The organism is Halopseudomonas pachastrellae (assembly GCF_900114765.1).
Lineage (GTDB): Bacteria > Pseudomonadota > Gammaproteobacteria > Pseudomonadales > Pseudomonadaceae > Halopseudomonas > Halopseudomonas pachastrellae.
Genome location: NZ_FOUD01000020.1, coordinates 77,465 through 97,846, shown reverse-complemented (window position 1 = coordinate 97,846; position 20,382 = coordinate 77,465). Strand labels below are relative to the sequence as shown.

27 protein-coding genes and 1 pseudogene are annotated in these 20,382 nt (G+C 59.7%); 6 read left to right on the top strand and 22 right to left on the bottom strand.

The features are described from left to right. Positions 1-542: 542 nt before the first annotated feature. Positions 543-2,819: an OsmC domain/YcaO domain-containing protein gene (locus BM116_RS15585; RefSeq protein WP_083729473.1), complete on the bottom strand. Its 2,277-nt coding sequence runs from the start codon at positions 2,817-2,819 to the stop codon at positions 543-545. Positions 2,820-2,969: 150 nt separating this feature from the next. Beyond that, positions 2,970-3,449: a sigma-70 family RNA polymerase sigma factor gene (locus tag BM116_RS15580; protein WP_090475249.1), complete on the bottom strand. Its 480-nt coding sequence runs from the start codon at positions 3,447-3,449 to the stop codon at positions 2,970-2,972. 179 nt (positions 3,450-3,628) lie between these two features. Here BM116_RS15580 and BM116_RS15575 point away from each other — a divergent pair, with 179 nt between their 5' ends. Then, positions 3,629-4,030, top strand: a complete 402-nt coding sequence (locus BM116_RS15575) for a hypothetical protein (RefSeq protein ID WP_083727083.1) — start codon at positions 3,629-3,631, stop codon at positions 4,028-4,030. 117 nt (positions 4,031-4,147) lie between these two features. Continuing rightward, positions 4,148-5,467 (top strand): diguanylate cyclase domain-containing protein, encoded by a 1,320-nt coding sequence (locus BM116_RS15570; RefSeq protein ID WP_083727085.1) that lies wholly within the window; start codon positions 4,148-4,150, stop codon positions 5,465-5,467. A 24-nt stretch (positions 5,468-5,491) separates the two neighbouring features. On the opposite strand, the gene BM116_RS15565 is transcribed toward BM116_RS15570, so the two are convergent. From BM116_RS15565 to BM116_RS15550, 4 genes are all read right to left on the bottom strand, one after another. Then, positions 5,492-5,722, bottom strand: coding sequence for a hypothetical protein (locus BM116_RS15565; RefSeq protein ID WP_083727087.1), 231 nt, complete (start codon positions 5,720-5,722; stop codon positions 5,492-5,494). 39 nt (positions 5,723-5,761) lie between these two features. Continuing rightward, positions 5,762-6,151 (bottom strand): hypothetical protein, encoded by a 390-nt coding sequence (locus BM116_RS15560; protein WP_083727089.1) that lies wholly within the window; start codon positions 6,149-6,151, stop codon positions 5,762-5,764. Positions 6,152-6,166: 15 nt separating this feature from the next. Further along, on the bottom strand, positions 6,167-6,577 hold the full coding sequence (locus tag BM116_RS15555; RefSeq protein ID WP_083727091.1) for a hypothetical protein: 411 nt from the start codon (positions 6,575-6,577) through the stop codon (positions 6,167-6,169). Between the two features lie 111 nt (positions 6,578-6,688). Beyond that, positions 6,689-7,027 carry a hypothetical protein gene (locus BM116_RS15550; protein WP_083727093.1) on the bottom strand — a complete coding sequence of 113 codons (339 nt, stop codon included), beginning with the start codon at positions 7,025-7,027 and terminating at the stop codon, positions 6,689-6,691. 190 nt (positions 7,028-7,217) lie between these two features. On the opposite strand from BM116_RS15550, the gene BM116_RS15545 reads away from it, so the two are divergent. Continuing rightward, on the top strand, positions 7,218-7,589 hold the full coding sequence (locus tag BM116_RS15545) for a hypothetical protein (RefSeq protein WP_083727095.1): 372 nt from the start codon (positions 7,218-7,220) through the stop codon (positions 7,587-7,589). Positions 7,590-7,663: 74 nt separating this feature from the next. Here the strand turns inward: BM116_RS15545 and BM116_RS15540 are convergent, their stop codons facing one another. The 15 genes from BM116_RS15540 to BM116_RS15465 all read right to left on the bottom strand — a co-directional run bounded on the left by BM116_RS15540 (position 7,664) and on the right by BM116_RS15465 (position 18,385). Continuing rightward, the gene (locus tag BM116_RS15540; protein WP_083727097.1) at positions 7,664-7,972 is read right to left on the bottom strand and encodes a hypothetical protein; all 309 of its coding nucleotides are present in this window, start codon (positions 7,970-7,972) and stop codon (positions 7,664-7,666) included. Between the two features lie 415 nt (positions 7,973-8,387). After that, on the bottom strand, positions 8,388-9,245 hold the full coding sequence (locus BM116_RS15530; protein ID WP_083727101.1) for a hypothetical protein: 858 nt from the start codon (positions 9,243-9,245) through the stop codon (positions 8,388-8,390). Beyond that, on the bottom strand, positions 9,242-9,784 hold the full coding sequence (locus BM116_RS15525; protein ID WP_083727103.1) for a YcjF family protein: 543 nt from the start codon (positions 9,782-9,784) through the stop codon (positions 9,242-9,244). The genes BM116_RS15530 and BM116_RS15525 overlap by 4 nt, the downstream gene beginning before the upstream one ends. Before the next feature lie 125 nt (positions 9,785-9,909). Next, positions 9,910-10,380, bottom strand: coding sequence for an RDD family protein (locus BM116_RS15520; protein WP_083727105.1), 471 nt, complete (start codon positions 10,378-10,380; stop codon positions 9,910-9,912). Between the two features lie 78 nt (positions 10,381-10,458). Continuing rightward, positions 10,459-10,941: a hypothetical protein gene (locus BM116_RS15515; RefSeq protein ID WP_139056970.1), complete on the bottom strand. Its 483-nt coding sequence runs from the start codon at positions 10,939-10,941 to the stop codon at positions 10,459-10,461. Positions 10,942-11,160: 219 nt separating this feature from the next. Continuing rightward, positions 11,161-12,042: a restriction endonuclease gene (locus tag BM116_RS15510; RefSeq protein ID WP_083727109.1), complete on the bottom strand. Its 882-nt coding sequence runs from the start codon at positions 12,040-12,042 to the stop codon at positions 11,161-11,163. 65 nt (positions 12,043-12,107) lie between these two features. Then, positions 12,108-12,812, bottom strand: a complete 705-nt coding sequence (locus BM116_RS19270) for an AAA family ATPase (RefSeq protein ID WP_083727111.1) — start codon at positions 12,810-12,812, stop codon at positions 12,108-12,110. Positions 12,813-12,814: 2 nt separating this feature from the next. Then, positions 12,815-13,273: a hypothetical protein gene (locus BM116_RS15500; RefSeq protein ID WP_083727113.1), complete on the bottom strand. Its 459-nt coding sequence runs from the start codon at positions 13,271-13,273 to the stop codon at positions 12,815-12,817. A 24-nt stretch (positions 13,274-13,297) separates the two neighbouring features. After that, a complete protein-coding gene (locus BM116_RS15495) occupies positions 13,298-13,657 on the bottom strand; it encodes a hypothetical protein (RefSeq protein WP_083727115.1) in 360 nt (119 codons plus the stop codon). A gap of 35 nt (positions 13,658-13,692) precedes the next feature. Then, entirely contained in the window at positions 13,693-14,064 is a 372-nt protein-coding gene (locus tag BM116_RS15490) for a VOC family protein (RefSeq protein WP_083727117.1), read from the bottom strand. Between the two features lie 88 nt (positions 14,065-14,152). Continuing rightward, the gene (locus BM116_RS15485) at positions 14,153-14,848 is read right to left on the bottom strand and encodes a class I SAM-dependent methyltransferase (protein WP_083727119.1); all 696 of its coding nucleotides are present in this window, start codon (positions 14,846-14,848) and stop codon (positions 14,153-14,155) included. Between the two features lie 45 nt (positions 14,849-14,893). Then, a complete protein-coding gene (locus BM116_RS15480; protein WP_169847271.1) occupies positions 14,894-16,894 on the bottom strand; it encodes a methyl-accepting chemotaxis protein in 2,001 nt (666 codons plus the stop codon). Positions 16,895-17,075: 181 nt separating this feature from the next. Further along, positions 17,076-17,708 carry an FMN-binding negative transcriptional regulator gene (locus BM116_RS15475; RefSeq protein ID WP_083727123.1) on the bottom strand — a complete coding sequence of 211 codons (633 nt, stop codon included), beginning with the start codon at positions 17,706-17,708 and terminating at the stop codon, positions 17,076-17,078. Between the two features lie 5 nt (positions 17,709-17,713). Then, positions 17,714-17,971, bottom strand: coding sequence for a hypothetical protein (locus BM116_RS15470; protein ID WP_083727125.1), 258 nt, complete (start codon positions 17,969-17,971; stop codon positions 17,714-17,716). Positions 17,972-17,977: 6 nt separating this feature from the next. Continuing rightward, positions 17,978-18,385, bottom strand: a complete 408-nt coding sequence (locus BM116_RS15465) for a GFA family protein (RefSeq protein WP_083727127.1) — start codon at positions 18,383-18,385, stop codon at positions 17,978-17,980. A gap of 288 nt (positions 18,386-18,673) precedes the next feature. On the opposite strand from BM116_RS15465, the gene BM116_RS15460 reads away from it, so the two are divergent. From BM116_RS15460 to BM116_RS19340, 3 genes and pseudogenes are all read left to right on the top strand, one after another. Then, positions 18,674-19,252 (top strand): LOG family protein, encoded by a 579-nt coding sequence (locus BM116_RS15460; protein WP_083727129.1) that lies wholly within the window; start codon positions 18,674-18,676, stop codon positions 19,250-19,252. A 108-nt stretch (positions 19,253-19,360) separates the two neighbouring features. After that, positions 19,361-19,599: pseudogene (locus tag BM116_RS15455) on the top strand (AraC family ligand binding domain-containing protein); the annotation flags it as partial. 10 nt (positions 19,600-19,609) lie between these two features. Continuing rightward, on the top strand, positions 19,610-19,993 hold the full coding sequence (locus BM116_RS19340; RefSeq protein ID WP_139056972.1) for a LysE family translocator: 384 nt from the start codon (positions 19,610-19,612) through the stop codon (positions 19,991-19,993). Here BM116_RS19340 and BM116_RS15450 read toward each other — a convergent pair. Next, positions 19,935-20,252, bottom strand: coding sequence for an ORF6N domain-containing protein (locus tag BM116_RS15450; protein ID WP_083727131.1), 318 nt, complete (start codon positions 20,250-20,252; stop codon positions 19,935-19,937). The genes BM116_RS19340 and BM116_RS15450 overlap by 59 nt on opposite strands. Between the last annotated feature and the right edge of the window lie 130 nt (positions 20,253-20,382).

The following is a 20,382-nucleotide window of genomic DNA, read 5'->3' as shown; positions in this document are numbered from 1 at the left end:
AAGCCTGCCTGATCGTTGCTTAATTTGCTCTTGGTTCGGTGCTTGCCGTTGGGCTGCAGTGTGGCCAGATCAAAAGTGCGCTTGGCGATATCGATGCCCACTACCAGTGTCATGAGATGTCCTCCATGCAGTCGTTTTGATGATCACGTCATCCCGTCCAACCTTGTGCAATGCGAGCTCTTGCGGCTCTAGATACCGTTCGGACTTAAGGGATGAAATGGAGGTGGCAGCCCAATCTACGCTGCAAGCTCAGCGGCTTAAGGGTGGACACGGCTTACCAGCCTCCCCCGAGGATCAGTCGGGAACTATGCCTCCTTGGAGAGGCAGTAGTCGAGATACAAGGGTGGTCAGCGCGCAGCGTTGACCACCGAGTGGCCCCGATATCGCTCGCAGCACCGCGTTGGCCGCAGCGCGGTGGCGTGGCGCCTTGGTGCGCGGACACGCCTACGGCTTAGTCCGCCCTACTACGCGTAGGGTGGTCAGCGCGTAGCGTTGGCCACCGAAGGGGGCCCGATATCGTTCGCGGCGCAGCGTTCTCCGCCCTACGGTTTTTTGCGCCAGGCGGATCGTGGCCGGGAGGGTTGCAGGAGGGGTTTGGCTGTGGCCTCGTTGTTACGAGCAACGCTGGCGGCCGCCTTGGCGCGGGCGGCGTGGAGCTTCTTATAGCTGTCGATCAGGCGCAGGTGGCGGTCCAGCCCGGCCAGCTGCATATTGGTTGGCGTGAGGCCATAAAAGCGCACGTCGCCCTTCACCGAACCAACAACGGCGTCCATCCGCTCGTTGCCAAACATGCGGCGGAAGTTGGGTTCAAAGTCGGCCAGTTCCAGTTCGTCATCCAGCAGCACTTCCAGCACCACGTTCAGCGCCTGATAAAACAGGCCGCGCTCCACGGTGTTGTCGTTGAACTGCAAGAAAGCCTCAACCAGCTCCTTGGCCTCTTCAAGCTGCTCCAGCGCCAGATAGATCAGCAACTTGAGTTCAAGAATGGTCAGCTGACCCCAGGTGGTGTTGTCGTCAAACTCGATGCCGATCAGCGTCTTGATGTCGGTGTAATCGTCCAGCTCGCTTTCTTCCAGCCGCTCAACCAGCGCCTGAAGCTGCTCATCAGTCAGGCTGTGCAGGTTGAGAATATCGGCACGGAAATCCAGCGCCTTGTTGGTGTTATCCCAGATCAAATCTTCAACCGGGTACACCTCGGAATAACCCGGCACCAGAATGCGACAGGCGTTGGCGCCCAGGTCGGTGTAGGTCGCCATGTAGGCTTCTTTGCCCAGGTCTTTGAGAATGCCGAACAGGATATCGGCTTCCTGCTGGTTGGAATCTGCCCCTTGGCCGGAGAAGTCCCACTCGACAAAGTCGTAGTCGGCTTTGGCGCTGAAGAAGCGCCAGGACACCACACCGCTGGAGTCGATAAAGTGTTCGACAAAGTTGTTCGGCTCGGTCACCGCCTGGCTTTCAAAGGTCGGCTGCGGCAGGTCGTTCAACCCTTCAAAGCTGCGGCCTTGCAGTAGCTCGGTCAGGCTGCGTTCCAGCGCCACTTCGAGGCTCGGGTGCGCGCCAAAGGAAGCAAATACACCGCCGGAGCGCGGGTTCATCAGGGTCACGCACATGACCGGAAAGCGGCCGCCGAGCGAGGCATCCTTCACCAGCACCGGGAAGCCCTGCTCTTCCAATCCCTTGATGCCGGCAACAATGCCCGGATACTGGGCCAGCACCGCGTCCGGCACATCCGGCAGCGCCAGCTCACCTTCCAGAATCTCGCGTTTGACCGCCCGCTCAAAAATCTCGGACAGGCACTGCACCTGCGCTTCGGCCAAGGTGTTGCCCGCACTCATGCCGTTACTGAGGAACAGGTTTTCGATCAGGTTGGAGGGGAAGAACACCTCCTTGCCGTCGGACTGGCGCACATAGGGCAGCGCACAGATGCCGCGCTCGGCATTGCCGGAGTTGGTGTCGATCAGGTTCGAGCCACGCAGCTCCCCTTCCGGGTTGTAGATATCCAGGCAGTAGCTGTCGAGCAGCCCAACAGGCAGATCATCATTGCGCCCGATCTTGAACCAGCGCTCGTTGGGGTAATGGACAAAGTCCGCGTTGGCGATGTCCTCGCCCCAGAACTGATCGTTGTAGAAGAAGTTGCAGTTCAGCCGCTCGATAAACTCACCGAGTGCCGAGGCCAGCGCCGCCTCCTTGGTGGCGCCCTTGCCGTTGGTAAAGCACAGCGGCGACTGGGCGTCACGGATATGCAGCGACCAGACGTTGGGCACGATGTTGCGCCAGGAGGCGATCTCGATCTTCATGCCCAGACCCGCAAGCAGCCCCGACATGTTGGCGATGGTCTGCTCCAGCGGCAGGTCCTTGCCGAGAATGCGCGTGCCCTCACCCTCGGTCTGCACCGGCATCAGCAGAGACTGGGCATCGGCATCCAGATTCTCGACCTCTTCGATGACAAAATCCGGCCCGGTCTGTACTACCTTCTTGACCGTGCAGCGCTCGATTGAACGCAGAATGCCGAGGCGATCCTTTTCGGAAATATCGGCGGGCAACTCGACCTGAATTTTGAAGATCTGCTTGTAGCGATCCTCCGGGTCGACGATGTTGTTTTGCGAAAGGCGAATGTTGTCGGTTGGAATGTTGCGGGTGTTGCAGTACAGCTTGACGAAGTACGCCGCGCACAGCGCAGACGACGCCAAAAAGTAGTCAAACGGGCCCGGTGCAGAGCCATCGCCCTTGTACCGAATGGGCTGGTCAGCCACCACCGTGAAGTCATCAAACTTGGCTTCAAGTCGGAGGTTGTCGAGAAAGTTGACCTTGATTTCCATGGGGCACCAGACGTAAGAGCGGGTTGGTAAACCCGCCATTATCCGGCTTTTGCACTGAATGTCATGTTGCGCCTGCACCCGCGCGACAAGCCGCCAGCCAGCGCGCCGCCGCGCAGGTAATGTCGCGGCGCTCGGCCTGGGTCACACCGCTCATGCCAGCTCCAGCAACAGGCAGTGCTCGTAGGCCTGGGCCATGTCGCGTTTTACCGTGCGCTCGGATACCTGCAGCCGCGTGGCAATGTCGCGATAACCAAGCCCTTCCAGCTGACTCCAGAGAAAGGCCCGCCGCACCGCCAGCGGCAACCCGTCCAGCAACTCATCCAGCGCCTGCAGGGTTTCCAGCAATACCCATCGCTGCTCTGGCGACGGTGCCAGCGCCTGCGGCAGTTGCTGCAATGTCTCCAGATAGGCCTGTTCCAGGCTGCGACGGGCATAAAAGGTGTTGAGCAGGCGCTTGCCAACCGACAGCAGGTAAGCACGCGGCTCGCGAATATCCGCCACGCTCTGGGAGCTGGCCAACACCTTGATGAAGGTATCCTGACTCAGGTCGGCCACATCCCAGGTATTGCCGAGCTGGCGACGCACCCAGTTCTGCAACCAGCTGTGATGGTCGCGGTAGAGGCTGTGCAGGCATTGCTGTCAGGCTGGCGCGGCGTTGGTCATGGACTATAGGGGTTGCGGGATTGGCAAATGAGATTGACTGTATTTAACAAGTGCTATCAACAGCAATGCGCAAGACGCCCAAGCCCCATTGCACTGGACGCGCAAACCCAGCACGATAGCCCAACGCTCCCACGTGCAGATACGCCATGACCACGACGCCTGCCACACGCCAACCCTGCCCGCCCGGCACCTGTGATTGCGACCGCGATACCCTGGCCGAGCAGGCCAATGCCGACCCGCGCATCCTGCTGCTGACCCTGCATGAGGAAAAGCGCCTGCTGGCTCGCCTCGAAGCCATCAGCACACTGGAAGAGCTGGAGCGTATGCAGCTGCGCATGTACGAGCAGCTGGGCATCCGCCTGGCCATCGACACCGGCTTTGGCGAGGTGCGCAGCGTGCGCGGTATCGGAATTCGATTGCTGCCCCAGCCAGGCCTCTGCCGCAAGACCCGCAAGTCCATCCCCGCCGCCATCCGCCGCAGCCTGAAAGAGCACCCGGAAATAACCTTCGCGCTGCTGAACAGTCAGGACTTGCTGCGCGACGCCTGAGCGCCCCCGGCAGCACAGCGCTGATGGCAGTACCCCGCTGGGGAACCCCGAGCAAGGCACAAAAAAATATCGGCACGCGGTAGCAGACCAAAGCACTCTGCCACTATATTGAGCGACATGAACCCAGCGCCTGTGATTTCCCACGACAAGCTATTGGATTTGCTGCTGGATGTCGTCTGCGTCGTAAACAAGGAAGGACGCTTTTTATCCGTTAGCGCGGCCAGCGAACGGGTGTTTGGCTATACGCCGCAAGAACTGATTGGCCGCACGGCCTTTGAACTGATCCACCCGGATGATCAAGAGGCCACCCGACAGATCGTCGAGCGCATCACCGCCGGCCAGCCCTCAAGCGATCACGAAAACCGCTACATCCACAAACAGGGCCACATCGTCCACATCATGTGGTCGACCCAATGGTTCGCAGCCGAACAGGTGCGCGTTGGCGTCGCCCGTGACATCACCGCGCGAAAACAAGCCGAGGCCAGACAGGCTGCGGTATACGCGGTATCGGCAGCGGCGCACTCGGCAGAAACCCTACCCGCGCTTTATCAGCAGATGCACACTCTGATAGATCAGAATCTGCCCATCGAGGCCTTCTCCGTTGCACTCCATGATGCCGAACGGGATCAGCTGAGTTTTCCATACCAGGCGGGTGATAGTCTGACAGCGCCTGCTCAAATTGCCGCCAACCCATTGCTGGCACAAACGATTCGCCCATATCCCCACACGCCCAAGACAGAACACAGCGGGCAATCTAATCAGTTCTGCATACCGCTACTGCACGACGGCGCCCCCATTGGCGCACTCGTCGTACAAAGCCGGCGGGGCAGTCCGGCCTTCAATGCACGGGACACCGAGTTTCTTCACTTTGTCGCCAGTCAACTGGCCACCGCCATCAGCCGGCACCGCGCCCACGACAAACTTTCCTTCCTCGCCCAGCACGACCAACTGACGCAGTTACCCAACCGCGCACTACTGATGGACCGCTTGCAGGGTGCCCTGCTCCGCGCCCAGCGCACTGGCGGACAACTGGCCGTGCTGTATCTGGACCTGGACAGCTTCAAGCAGATAAACGACACCTACGGCCATGGCGTTGGCGATCAGCTGCTGCAACAAGTCGCCGTCAGATTACGCCAGAGCGTACGCGAGTCCGACAGCTGTGGCCGTCTGGGTGGCGATGAGTTTGCGGTCTTGCTCGACAGCGTTGGGCAACGGCAGGACGCCGCAAGCGTAGCGGAAAAGATCCTCAGCACGCTGGCGGCGCCCTTTCTGGTCGAGGGACACACCCTGACCTGCACACCCAGCGTCGGCATCGCGGTCTACCCTGAGCACGGCCAGAACGAACGCCTGCTGATGCAGCACGCCGACAATGCGATGTACGCAGCCAAGCGCAACGGTGGCGCCAGCTACGCTTTCTCTCCAAACGCCCCGGCCTGACTCGCGAGAAAGCCCAGTAGCGCCTCAACAACGGCCATAGCCCGCCGCCACGTGCGAGGCGTAAGCCTGCAGCGCCGCCCGCCCCTCCAAGGCCGGATAGCCGCCACCGCTGAAGATATGCCACTTGTAGGCTTTGGTATTCAGGCCGAGACCATTGCGGCAGAACACCTCCCGCCACGCACGCTCGATGGCCTTGGACTCATCCCGGTCGAACGTTTTCAGCACCTGCCCCGGCGCTATATCCTCGTGATCCACAGACACTCCCTTATCTCTTTACTGGCCCGGCAGCCCATGTCATTCAAGCGTTGCAGGCGGCGTAATACGGCCATCGCTGAAGCGGCGCAGATACGGCAGCAGCACGCGCTCATCGCCCTCAGGCTGCTTGGCGATGATCATGCCTTGATCACCGTCGCGGTGGTTAGGGCCGCAGCTGCTGAATACGTACTCCAGCAAAAATTGCTGCCCCTCATGCACCTCAACGCCAGAGGTGGTGACTACCTCGACAACCTCCGCCCTAGCCCGCCCGCGTTCCACATCAGACAGCACAACACGCGCAATCACATCTGCCTCAAGCTGCGGGCCAGGCAGGCCGTCAAAAAACAGCGTGTCTTCAAGGAGATGCCCCCTGCAGGCCTGCACAGGCAGCGCGAGAAAGCAGACAACAAAGGCAATCAGCAAACGCATGGTTTCCTCCACGGGTCAGTAACCTTGCCCAGTGCCAGCTTTGGCGGCGGCGCACCAGCGGAGCAACACCAGCGGCAACCAGACAGCGACGAGTACACACAGCTGGTAGTAGGCCAACCGATAGGGATGCGCCCAGGCCCCGGTATAACCAATCGCCAGTGCCGTCGCGCCCACAAAGACAACGGTCACCAGCACGGCCGCGCGCACCGCAAACCTGGGCGACGCCAACACCACCAGCCCCTCAAGCACAGACAGCACCACCAACCCGGCGCTCCACAGCCACAGCGTCAGCCCCCAACTGTAGCCACCTCTAAACGCCCTGCCGGCCCCATCGGCGACCAGATGGCCAAGGCTGTACAGCGCCACAAGCATAAACAGCCGCAGTAGCGGCTGTAGCAATAGCAGGTGTAGCGGGCGCAGGGTCATGGGGCGTCTGGGTCTGGTTTTGCATCACCATGCCCGGCGCCGCCAGCAGCGGTCAACGGCTGGCCTCCAGGCGAGCAACGCTGGCGACAGGTGGTCGAGCCTGCCTGCGCCTCACTCGTCACTGATCGGCTTGAGCGCATAGGCCTTGTAGGTTTCTACAAATTCCTTTGCTGCGGCCAGCGTGTCCGGGTACGGCACCGACTCCAGCGAATCGCGTGTTGGGCGTATCTTCTGAAACCGAAAGCCGTGCTCAAAGAGGTAGGCCACCTTCTCCCACTGCTTTAGGTCATTCTTTCTCGGCGCCTTGAAGTGGCGGCCAAAATTGTAGGCCGGCCCACCGCACTCGGGGCACACAAGCTGACCAGGGCAACCGTCCGCCAGATCGAACTCGCGCTTGAAGGATTTGCGACAACCCAAGCAAGCAAAGGCCATGTTATAGGGTGTGGGCATAACGCCTCCTGCTGCCAGATGGGTTGTCCTCGCCAAGCGAGCGCGTAACAGGCGACGGCTAAACTGACCTGTGCCCGCTGAGGCGTGAGGCAGTATACCTGCCCAATGCCAGAGCACCACCCGGGCTTGGCGCATTAAGCACGGCAGCCGCTGTGGTAAAGTGGCCGCTTAATTCCATCAGGTAGCCCCCATGCTTATATACATTTTCATCGCCTGCGACCGGCTGGATGAAAAGCAGGAAAAACAGCTCAAACAGAACCTGCCAGCTCTGCAAGCCGCGCTACAGACCTACGTTGAGGCCAACGAAGCCAACCGCGCCGAGCTGATTAACGATTGCACCAGCGATGACTGCGAAGACTGGCAGCTGGGCATCAGCCAACCGGTGAAAAAGCACACCCACCTGGCCCCCGCCGTCAACCTGTTCAATGGCCTCGCCCAGCAATACGACATCGACTGCGAAGTAGGCTCCATCGAAGACGGCGAACGCGAGCCGGTCAGCTACTTTGGCAAACATGAAGGGCAAGGCGACGCCTTTTTGATCGCCCAGTACCTGGGGCTGTAACGCTCAGAGACTGCCAGATACCGACCACGGCGAATGATGAATACGCCGGGGCAAGCGAACCGGCCCGCGTTAGGTCACCCCTGAGAACCATCAGCCTCAGCATTGCGGCCTCGTCGGGCCGCAGCAGCACGCTTGAACAGCCGAAACGCACCGATACCTGCAACAAGCGCGAACACCCCAAACGACAGCCCCACCACCCCATACACATACTCACTACCCGCGTGGTGAACCGTCAGCCCGTCAAAGTAGTTCCCCTGCTCGTTGTGCGGCATACGCGCCTTGGTATACGCGTAGGTGCAGAGCAGCACTGCCGAGATGCCGACGAGCAATGCGAGCACGCCGGAGGCGGTGGCGAGGATGTTGAGCTTGGTGGTGGTTTTCATGGGGAAAGAGTTGGCCACGGGGGACGCAGACTAACGCAGCCCCGTAACGGGGCCGGTATCAGGTGAATACTTGATCTATACATTTTATGGAAGAACTGCAATCGCCAATGTTGTGTTCGATTACCGTGTAACCGACCGACCCTTTACCGATATGGTGGTAAAGCCTATACGTGAACACTTCGATGGACTCCCCGGGCTCTGCAGGCAAGTTGAACGCTTTCTCAGCCCAGCGGATGAGCTGCTCGACGCTGCGGGTTATGCGGTAATCCAAACTCACGATTATGTCGGTTTCGACCATCTGTTACGCCTAACGCCTAAGCTCAGGTGCGTTTGAGGCGACGACGGTTTTTGTGGCAGCAAAAATCGGCGGCGGGGCAAACGTCACCTGCAGCGCCTTGTTGGGCGTCACCGGCACTCACCTTGCAGCCAGGAATGAAAACGGCCGAAATGACGGACTTCGGTCCACCAGCCCATTTACCGCGAATATCAGCGACCCTAGCAGATACGCCCCTACAACCACGTTGAGTCCAGGCACTGCTAGTGCGGCAAAAGTAGCACCGTATTTTGCCGCCTTGAGACCCAAGGTCTTGAAAGATAGGGCTTTGAATTCCTCGAACGTGATTCGACCCGATCGGTAACGCCTCCAAAGCTCGAAGACAATGATCCCCGCTGAAGCGGCCACAAGTGGAGGAAAGTAGTTCCACAGGGTGTCTTCTGCATCATCGCCGATTTCGACCATGCGATCGACGAAATCCTCGACGCGCATAGTCAAATCTTCGTTGCTCAATCCGGACGATGGCAACCCCATTCGCTCCGAAAGCTCTTCCGTGACGATGACTTCCGCATTCGGATTCGAGTCGATCCACGCGCCGATAGCGCTCATGTCATCGGTGGCTTTAAGTTGTACTTCCCATGCGTCTCCCGTTTTCTCATCAAGCAACTGAACGTCAACCGTTCTGTGATTGGTGTCGGGAAACAGCGCCGCAACTACTGAATCACCATCCTCATTCTCGAGCCGCTGAAACTCCATTTCATGGAGAATTCCTTTGACGTTATTTACAAGACCACCGATCTGAGAGTCGCCATAGGACGCCAACCGTTCTGCGGTGTCAGGGACAGACAAATCCCATTCAGGGGAAGAGCGCCGCAACGCCGCCAATACGGCATAGTCTTGTTCAAGCAACTCGGGATCTGATGTGAACGCCAGTTTTCCCAGCGTCGCCAAGATTGCCGCCTCGTCGAAGCGCTTAGATATGTAGGAGTGCTTGATCAAAACTGGTCCTTCTTCGACATGACCTCGTCCTTCGCAGTCTTGGCCTGTTTCTTTCCTTCCTCCCGAAATTTTTCCCACATGCTTTTAAGGTCGGCGTTACTGACAGTTTGCCCCTTGGACTTTTTCTCCAAATAGAAATCCATGATCCGGCCAATTGCATAAGTGAGTCCGTACACAAGTGGAATCGTTGTAAATCCAGCGAAGAACGGCAGGCCAACCTTGTACAAACCCAAGGCGACTTGTTGCGCGGCCATACCCAGCCCAACGATTCCGGCGATTTCCTTCAATAAATCAGTCGCTTCAGCATCTGATAATGGCATGCCGCGGATGGCACTGAGCCTGACACCCATGTACGCCTGGATTGGCGTGAGAACGAAAATATCGGCAAACGGAATGGGTTGGACCGCAACCGCTGCGCATGTGACGGAAAAGATGTGAATGATCCGTGAGCGCTTCTGGTCATCGGACAGGTCAGTCCGATTTTCGATGTCTGTAATTTCCGCTGCGATCTTCTTCTTCGCAATATCAATGATGTCCACCAAGCCCCTCCATCGTTTCGTACTTGTAAATCCGTATCAGTGACGCCCAACGTTTGGCTAAGGGGCGGCCGCAAGCGTAGCTTGCGGACGTCCAAGTGAGCGAAGTGAACGACTTGAGCCAGTTGTTAGACGCTTTCAAATTTTACTGGCTCAGGGCCGGTGCTGACTTTTTTGATTACGACTGTGCCGGCTAGTTTGTCATGCCACCCTTGTTTTCGTTTGTCGAATGCGACCCAGATGATTCCAAGGCAAAGCGGAATTGCTGAGATGAAGTAAGCAAAATAGCGGCCAATTAACTGTGCTGGGCTTGCAGGGTTGCCAGTAGTGGCGTCGACGATTTTCGAAGAAATAGCCATTTTTCCGGGTGTAGCTTGCTTAATTATCCAGAAAACGATTACCGCGATGGCTGGTATTACCCAGGAAATTAAGAAGTCAGCAGGGCCTGCAATTAGTCCATAACTCTCGTTGGTGTAGTAAGACCATCCGTAGATTGAAACAAGAAGTGGCGTGGTGATCAGTAGCAGCAATATTGTGTCGATTATTGTGGCGCCGGTTCTCGCCCAAAATCCTGCGTATTCATACTGTTTAGATTCCATTTTGGTACTCCTTGTGGTGTGTGTTGCGTCTAACGCTGAGCGAACGGCGCGTCTCACGCGTCCGCCTTCCGTGACTTGTTAAGGACAGTAGACACGTGACAATAATAGTCCGACTGTAAACAAACCAACGAGTACAGGTAACAAGTATTCAAAGAATGCTCGAACATAGGCTACCAGGCCAGCTTTCTGGTAAAGCCACGACACTCTCGGTACTTGAGACATGTCATAGTTGTGCTGATCTTCTTCGGTCCAGCCTTCCATATATTCCTGAACCGCCTCTAGATAATCTTGGTATTTTTTTCGCCAGATGAAAAAGTCAGAAGTTCCGTAGATCAAAAATGCGCACAAAAAATACGCAATAGTCAGGGACACCAAGACGACAAACATTTCCTGCGCTGGCGCTGATAGCGATATCCCGAGCGCAGAGATCTCTGTTGGAACCAAATCTGCCGTTGCAACAAGAAAACCTGTTGTGCTTGCTATCAGGAGATTCCGCCTTTCGAGCCTTGTGATCTGGCTGAGTGGGTCGGTTAGAAAATCAACCGGGTTGGGGCCGGACACATCTATCTCCTTAACAGCTGATTGGACCGAAGGCTTCATCATTGCATACTCGTGACGTCTTCATAACAACGCCTCCTTCCACGCATCAGCATAAAAAATTAACAATAAAAACAATCACCTACCGTCATCCCACGAACCACGCACGTAATAACGCGACTTCCTCTTTTCGTGCTTTCAATAACCCTGTATGGCATGCCAGCCGACATACCATGTGGGCATTTAAAGCGGCTGCACATTCACGATACCTCTGCATTTTGGATAGGTGCTGCAGCCCCAAAAGCTGTTGCCGGCGTTAGAGCCTTTGCGCGCAATGCGTTTGATCATGCTGCTGTGGCATAGCGGGCAGGTTGGGTCTTTTGCGGGCTGGAGGGTTGTGGCGGTGGCCGTGCTGGAAGCTGTGCTGGTGGCCGGGGTTGTGGGGGCGCTTGGTTGGGCGCGGAGCATCAGGCGTTTGAGGCCGGCGCCGTCGATCAGCTGGATATTGCGGCCCTGGGCGAAGCTTTTGGCCTCTTGGGTGAACTGACCTGAGGTCACCACATAACCACCCGCGGCGCCCTCGGCGGCCATGGCGCCGAAGAACTCGCGTACCACTGGTACGCCCACCTTGAGCGAGCGCCAGTGTTTGCATTGCACCAGATACTTCTCGTTGTTCTTACGCAGGATCAGGTCTACACCGCCGTCGGCGCCCTGGCCGCCGGTTTCGGTGATGCTGTATCCCTTGCGGCGGAAGGCTTCGCCAATGAGGTGTTCAAACTGCTGCCAGCTGAGGCCGTCGATGGCTTTGCCGGGTTGGGTGGCAGCGGTGACGCTGCCAAGCAATTGCGTGCGTTTGTAGCGCGCGATAACCGAGCCAATGGCGCCCAGGCCGCAGGCAATGGGGATGAGGTATTGGCCGAACAAGGCAAAGGTGCGCCAGAGCTGCGCGGTGAGAATGCCGCCCATTTCGCCCGGCTTGAGGGCGGCAGGCGGGGTAACAGGTGCAATGGCGATGGGGTGCAATATCAGCCAGCTGACCAGACCAATGGCCAAACTTGCCCACCAAGGCAGACGTGACAGTACAACGATCAGGTCTTCAAATGCAGAGGTCCTTCTGCGTGCCATCCTTTGGCTCCTTTAACTGGCTTAGTGCCATTAAAGCCCTATCCTGGTGCGTGGTAAAGCAGCTTTTAGTCTGCCCCGCCCTGCTCTGCCGTCTGTGTTACCGCATGCAGCACAAAGGCCACGGGCTCATGCACGCTGCAACAGGGCACGTCTACCACGTCATAGCCCCAGCGCAGATACCAGCGTTTGAGGTTTGCGTACACCTGTTGGGCTTCGCTAAAGGTCTGGTCTCGCTCGCCGTCGGTTTGGTAGATGGCCAGCCATGGCGGCAGGAAGAACACGGTGCGGTTATAGGGGTAGGCGCTGCATTGTTGCGCTACGGCTGCGTCGTCCATGGCGCCGGCGGCGTGCAGCATGTAGAGGGCGTCTACTACGCTGCGATCAAAAAAGCATGGCGTGTCTAGGTTCTCTACGAAAAGTCGTCGAGCGAAGGTCAGGCAAGGCAAAAACCGGGGGAGGACGCGGAGTTTACAAGCTGTAAATGAGCATTCCGAGCCCGTTTTTAACGAAGCATCACCGAGCGCAGGCACTTTTCGTAGTGAGCCTAGGGCCTGCGATTGCTGATAGTGCTGCGCATCCTGCTGGAATATGGCCTGGGCGAAGGCGGCGGGTTCCGGCCGTGGAGCAAGCCCGGTCTGCAGCCGGCTGGGGATGATGGCGCGGGCCGACTCGGGCACCACGGGATAACCACGCTCAGCCAACGCAGCAAGCAACGCGGACTTGCCGCCGCCGGGGCCGCCGGAGAGCACAAAGCGGTTTGCTGCCGGCATTTTTACTCCGCCGCGCTCAGCGCTGCGGCGGCTGCGCGGGAGCGGCTGATGGCCTGGTCCAGCTGGGCGGTGCAGTGATCGCGAGCGGTCTCCAGCGCTGCATCGTCCACCGATTGCAACGCAGCCCGCCGCGCAGACAGCTCATCGGCCTGCAGCGCAAAGGCATCAACAAAGTCCGGCCCCAGCGCAGCGATATTGGTGCACGCCGCCCCGCCGTTGTAGCTCACCAGTTCGGTTAGAAAGAGCTTGGGATGGGCTTGCGCTACCTGGCCCAGCGTTTCGTTGATCCACTCGGCTACGGCGCCATCTGCGCCGTCATACAGGCGGAACAACTGGGCGGTGGCGGGGGCTTGTCCGGCCAGGGCCGGCTCGCGCGCTGCGGCAACATCCTGCTCGGTTACCGCAGCCCACACAGGCGTGCAAAGGGCTGCGGCCAGCAGCGCCAAGGTTGGTTTGTTCATGGATGATGGACTCCTGCGCGGCGCTCAGATGGTGTTATCGAGTTGTATGGCTTTCTCGGGCACACGCCAGAGGCGCACACCGTCGACGACCATGGTCCAGTCGCCCTCTACCTCGTGGGGCGGTTCGCTGACCTCAAAGCGTGTGGTCAAAAACAGCAAACCGACAATAAAGTCGTCGCCCTCAAAGCCCTGCATGGGCCCATTGATGGAGGTGGTGCCGCCGCTTTTAAGCCGCTCGTAGGCGACGGTGCCGTCTGCCAGAATCAGCAGGCTCATCTCCTTGCTGCGCCATTGGCCTACGTAGTCCAGCCGGTTCTCCGGTAGCGGTTCGGCGCAGCCAGCCAGCAGCACGGCCATGGCGATCACCAGCAGCCAGTTTTTCATCAGGATTCTCCGTTGCGTTCAGGGCAGCGGGCAGGTTACCGATTTGCTGGCGTGCGTGCCTCCGACCAGACCGCAAATTCGTTACCGCTTGGCTCGCAGAAGTGAAAACGGCAGCCGCCGGGAAAGTCGAAAATCGGCCGCACAATCTGCCCGCCGCACGCCTCGACCTTCTTTAAGGTGGCCGCTATATCTGCGCTGTAGAACACCAGCAGGGCACCGCCGTTGTCTGTGCGGTTGCGGGTGTCAGCCTTGAAGAAGCCACCATCCAGCCCCTGATCGGAAAAGGCCGTGTAGTCCGAGCCGTAATCGACAAAAGCCCAGCCAAAGGCAGCGGTAAAGAAGGCTTTGGTGGCGGGCAACTCCTTAGCGCCCAGCTCGACGTAGTTCAGTTTTTCATGCTGATGCATCGCGTCTCTCCTGCTACGAGATTGAACACCGCGGGGCGAGGCGGTGCGGTGGTCGGAAAGGTCTAGTCAGAATAGAGCGCGCGGGCGATTAGTCCCGACGCGCGCTCCAGGCGCGGATCATGCCGGCCTGAAAGAACGGAATCGGCGCGGTAAAACCGGCCTGTCGGATCATCGCCTCAACGTTGTCGGCCGGTAGCACGGCAACGTCACGATGATAGGCCTGCTCCATCCGCGCAACCACTTGGGGCGTGACGGGTTCAGCGGACAAGACCTGCGCCCAGAGCGTCATCAGCCGGGCTTGCTGTTGCGGATCGGCGCGGGCGGTTAGGTCAGAGCTGGCAAGAATCCCGGCGGGCTTTAAGCGGGCGGCAATTTCCTTGAAAAACCCGATACGTGCCCTTGGGTCAAGGATGAACTGTGAGACGAGAAAGCTGGTAGCAGCATCAAACTCGGTCTCTCTTGGCAGGCTGTCCAGGTAGCCGGTATGAAAATCACAACGCTCGGCAACGCCCTGGGCCTCAGCGTTGCGGCGGCACTCCTGCATCATGGCGCTTGAGGGTTCAACCGCAGTAAAGCGCCACTGCGGGTGGCGCGCGGCCAGATACAGCAACTCTTGCCCGGTGCCGGCGCCGACACACAGCAGGTGCGCGTTCTCGGGCAGCTCGCTGAACACCGACTCCAGCAAAAAGTGCAGACAGTCGCGGACGGGCGCCTGCCGCGCCCACTGCTGGTCATAGCCTGCGGCTTGCTGATCAAAGAGTGCTTCCAGTTCCTTGCTGTTCATTGGGGGATCTCAGAAATTGTCATTCCTTCCACCATAGCGCAGCTGTCAAGCCACCCTAAACCCCTGCGCCAGCGCCTGCAGCTCGCCCGCTAGCTGCGCCTGACTGTCGGTTACCTGAGAAATTTCCCGCGAGCCGTTGAGGGTTTGCAGGGAGGTTTCGCGTACCGACGTCATGCTGCGGGAGATGTCCCGCGTTACGGCAACCTGCTGCTCGGCGGCGGAGGCAATCTGCGAGGCCATGCCGGAGATGCGGTCAACGTCCTGCAGGATGGCGGCCAGGGTGTCTTCGAGTTTTTCGGCCTCATCGGCACTGAGGTTGGCCAGCTTGTGGCTGTCGGTCACGGCGCCGCGCACGCTGTCGGTGATATCGCGGAAGCCGCTGATCATGCTTTCAATCTCGACGGTGGAGTCGTGGGTTTGGCGCGCCAGGTTGCGCACCTCATCGGCCACCACGGCAAAACCGCGTCCGTGTTCCCCTGCCCTGGCTGCCTCGATGGCCGCATTGAGCGCCAGCAGGTTGGTCTGATCGGCCACCGCCTTAATCACGTCTATTACCCGCGTGATGGACTCGCTGCTGGTTTGCAGGCGTTCCATCTGGTCGTTGACCTGCTCGATGGACCCCGCCAGATGGCGAATGCGGGCAACGCTCTGCTGCACCACCTGCCGCCCGGCTTCATTGCGCGCCGAGGCGTGTTGCGCCGCTTCTGCCACCTGCTGGGTGTTGCGCGAAATCTCTTCCGAGGTGCTGGACATTTCTTCAGCTGCTGCCGCTACCTGATCAACCAGCGCCTGCTGCTGACCCACCTGATCGGAGTTCTGGCTGGCGGTGGCGCGGGTCTGCTCGGAGGCCGAGGCCAGGCGCACGCTGGTTTCGTCAATCTGGCTCAGGGCACCGGAGAAGGTTTCGATCAGCCCGTTCAGTGCGCTGCCAATCAGCCCCATCTCGTCTTTGGAGCACACCCGCGTGCGCACAGACAGGTCTTTGCGTTCCATGATCTGACGAAAATCACCCAGCAGTTGGTTCACCTGGCCAGACACGCCCATGATGATCAGCAGCGCCAGCAGCAGCACCGCGCCAATCACCACGCAGCCAATAATCGCAGCCCGGCGCAACTCGGCATGGGCTCCGGCAAGCACAAGCTCGGTGCCCTTTTCCATATCAGCGGCCAGTTGCTGCTTGAGCTGATAAACACCGGCCGCAGCCTGGCTGGAGCTGTCAAACCATTCGATGTTGGCCATGCCCAGAAAACCATATTCAGAGCCGATCAGGCGGTCACGCAACGCCACAAAGGCCAGACTTTCGGGGCGTTGCTGCAAAGCCTCCAGCTGCCCTTGCAGGGAGGGGCCGATCAAGTCCGCAGCCGTGCCCAACAAGGCCTGACTGCGCGCCCCGGCGCCACTGACTTCTCTGGCCAGCGCCAGCGACACCCCGCCATCGCTTAACACCTGCGCACCGGCCGCCATCTCCCGCGCGCCCCATTCGGTCGCTTCACTCAAGGCCAGAAAGGCGCCCATCATGCGGGTCAAACGTGGCTCGTTGGAGCGCAGCAAAATCTGCGGAATCAACGCAAGCAAATGCTCCACCGCTGCGCCGTAAGTCCGATAGGACAGCTCCGGGTCTACGTCCTCGCGGATCACCCGCTCGCGCAATGGCGCCAGCGCATCAAGTGCCTCGTTGATGCGCGCCAGCTCACCGGCAACGGCAGCCCGGTCGACGCCTTGCAACTCGGCCATGCCGTCACGTAGTGCCGACAGGCTGGCATCCGTGGCGGCGCGCTGCCCTTCCAGGCGCTCAACCACGCGCCCGTCTGCTCCGCCGGTAGCAATAAACAGTGCAGTCAGCCCGCGCTCTTTCTGCAAATTCTCCAGCGCTGGATCGGCGGTCAACACCAGCTCGAACAACGCCCGAGCCGACTCGGTACTTTGCAGATGGGTGTAGCGATCCAGAACGGTAGAACCGGAGAAATACAGCGTGCCCGCCAAGGCCGGCAGGATGAGCAGCAACAACTTGCCGCGCATGGAGATGTTACGAAGCATGGACAACATGATGACAAACCCTGAGGAAAACCTGACTGATTGGACAGATGCCTCAGCAAGAAGAGTGCCATCACTTTGCCACGCAGCCATGCGGCCTGCGCGGCTCAAACCGGCACGCTGCGCACCAGTTCAGGGCTGATTTGCCGCATAACGGGCGAAAAGGGACCGCCATCGCCAAACAGGTCTGATATCAGGGCCGCGCTTTACCCATCAGCTCGGCCAGCACTGTGTGGCCGCCGCGCCCCAGCCCTGCAGCGGCGCCGGCAATGTCCTCTGGCGCCTTGTTCTGGCTCAGCTTGAACTTGCCCACCAGACGATCAATCTCGATCTCTATCCCGACGATCGCTGCCAGCATCTGGCTGATGTACTCCGGGCTGGAGTCGGTCATCTTCCAGGGGCGCTCCTGCTGGATCGCGGTCTCGTGTTGACGTGTCAAACGCGCAACCAGGCCGCGCACAAAGCGCTCATCGTCACGCAATCGAATGCGGCCATGGGCGTGCACTACCTGATAATTCCAGGTTGGCACCTGCCGGTGGGTTTCATGCTTGCTTGGGTACCAGTTGGGCGACACATAGGCCTGCGCGCCCTGAAAAATCACCAGCACCGGCATCCCATCAACAATCTGCTCAACCAGCGGGTTGGCGCGCGCCAGATGCGCCTGCAGGGTGCCGTGCTCGCCCTGGTCTGCCAGCAGCTCAAAGGGCACGTGATTGGCATCCAGCCCATCTGGCCCTGAGGTAACCAGCGTACCCAGCGGATTTGAAGTGATCAGGGCGTGCAGCTCAGCGCTGCGGGTTTCGGCAAAGTGCTCTGGCAGGTACATGGCGATTACGATGACATCCAGTTGGAGAGGTTTTGGTCCAGATAATACAGCCCCAGCATCAACAGCAACCAGAACACACAGCCCGCAGCGGATTCCAGCCAGCCAGGATAGCTACGCGGCTGGAACCAGTGCGGCGGCCACAGGCAACGCAGCAGGCAGCGGCCGGGAATGCGCAAGCTGATGTCGAGCACAGCGCCTGCCTCCAGGATCAAGCGCCCCAGCAGCAGAAAAGCCCGCGCCAGCACCTCCAGTAGTTCGAGCATCAGCCATTACTCCACGCTGGGCGCAAACTCGGCATAGCATGGCAGCCCGTCATCGATGTCGAACCAGTTTGCCTTGTGGGCAGTGAAAAAGTGCGCCTGCAGCCGGGTATCCAGCTCGCCGTCCAGCGTGCCGGCACGAACCCGCAGCACGCCGGGGATGCGCTCGTTACGGCTGAAGATGGGCGAGCCGCAACGGCTACAGAAGCAACGCTGCTTGCCCGCAGAGGAGCTGAAGCTGCTCAACAGCGCCTGCCCTGCCAGCAAGCGAAAACGCGACTCGGCAGCCGGAATATTGGTCGCAAACGCCGTGCCCTGCGCCTTGCGGCACTGGCCGCAGTGACACACCTGAATGGGCTCCAGCGGCCCATCCACTTCAAAGCGAATACCACCACACAGGCAACTGCCGGTAATCATGTGAACTCCCCTGTTCTGTCATTGAGCTCAAAGCAGCGAGAATACGCACTATTGCATCGGCCAGCCACGCGACCTGTTGAACAAGCTGCGCCCGTTCTCGTATTACATCCTGTACTCGTCCGTATTCCTCAGAGGCGCCGGGCAGACTGCTATGCCGCAGACAGCCTTTGTGGCCGGCGGCGCGCCAGATCAATCTGGCAAAATCAGCCTCGCCTCGGTAAAGTCATCTGCCCCACGCCGCGCTCTGCCACCGAGCGTTGCCCCTCCCCCAGCTCATCAGGAGAGTCCATGCGTCTGTGTGTTTTCTGTGGTTCCGCCCCCGGCAACCAACCCGACTATCTTGCCGCCGCCCAGCAGCTCGGCACCGCGTTGGCCAAAGCCGGCATTGGCCTGGTGTACGGCGGGGCACAAGTCGGCCTGATGGGCGCAGTCGCTGATGCGGCGCTGGCCGCTGGCGGCGAAGTGATTGGTGTGATCCCGCGCCACCTGGTCGAGCGCGAACTGGCCCACGAAGGCCTGACCACCCTGCACGAAGTCGGCTCCATGCACGAACGCAAGGCCATGATGGCCGACCTGTCTGACGGCTTTATCGCCCTGCCCGGCGGCGTCGGCACCTTTGAGGAGCTGTTCGAGGTCTGGACCTGGGGCCAGCTTGGTCACCACCAAAAGCCCTGCGCCCTGTTCAACGCGGCCGGCTACTACGACAAGCTGATCGAGTTTCTCAACCACGCCGTAAACGAAGGCTTCATGCGCCAGCCCTACCGCGACATGCTGATCGTCGACAACGAAGCAGAGCCCCTGCTAGCCAAGGTCCGCGACTACACACCGCCCAGCGTCGCCAAGTGGGTGAAGACCGGGCAGCGCTGATCCACATACGGCTGTCGGCCGCTACGCCGACAGCCCTGCACAAATCTTCCAGACACCCGCAACCACTGCGTTATGCTGCACTGTCACCCGTCACCCGGAGCCGTGCGCATGAACAGAAGCAACTGGCTCGATCTCAAGCAGGATGCCGATACCGGCATTGAGACGATTCGCGCTCATTTTGAGGGCACGCCTACGACCCGCATTGGCACGACGCCTATCTGGTCGGCTTTACCGAGCAGGGCGTGCAGCGTTTTCATTGCGGGCGGCAGCGCTATGACAGCGTGCCGGGCAAGGTCATTCTGATCGAGCCGGGCGAGGTGCATGACGGCGAAGCGCCAACCGAGGATCCGCCCGTAGATCGCCAAGCTACTGGGTTGGGCTGGCGCACTATGGCTGAGCTGGCTGGGCTGGAAAATCGCCAGCGCCGAGGTTGAGCTGACGACGGATACGACAGCAGACAAACCGCTTGGCGCGGGCGCTGCCGCTCTGATACAGGTAATCAACCCCAAACCCTGGACAGTCGCGCTGGCAGTGGTCGGCGTGTTCATGAGCAGTTCTGGCGCACCGGCCTGGCTGCTGGCCCTGGTGTTTTTGCTGATGGCCATTCCCTGCATGCTGCTGTGGGCGTGGCTAGGCATCCAGGCACGCAGCTGGCTACATTCAGCCCGCGCGCTGCGCCGCTTCAATCAACTGATGGGGGCGTTGCTGGCGGGGTCTGGCTGGCTTGGTCTGCTCGGTTGAGTTCGGTCATGCGCTGATAACCTGACTGGCTCAGCAGCACCAGATTGACCGTGGTGGCGTAGATCTGCCCGCTGGCTTTCAGCGCCTCGATCAACGCCTTGTGCTGGTCCGCCGCCAGGTAGAAAAAATCCTTCCCCTCCTCCAGCTGCACCTCGCAGCGACGGAACACCCGAAACGCCGTGCCCTTGGGGGCGTGATTGAGTTCATCGAGCTGACGCAGGCTCAAGGTATCGGTGTCGGCAAAGCGGATGGGCTGCATCTCTCTCGTGCTCAAGGTCAAAGTGGGCGGCGGCAAAACATCATCCAGCGCGCTATTCATAGGGCATGCCGCCTCATGTGGCCCGTCGCGCCAAGCAGCAGGACGGGTTGCCAGCCAGAGACCGCCCGGC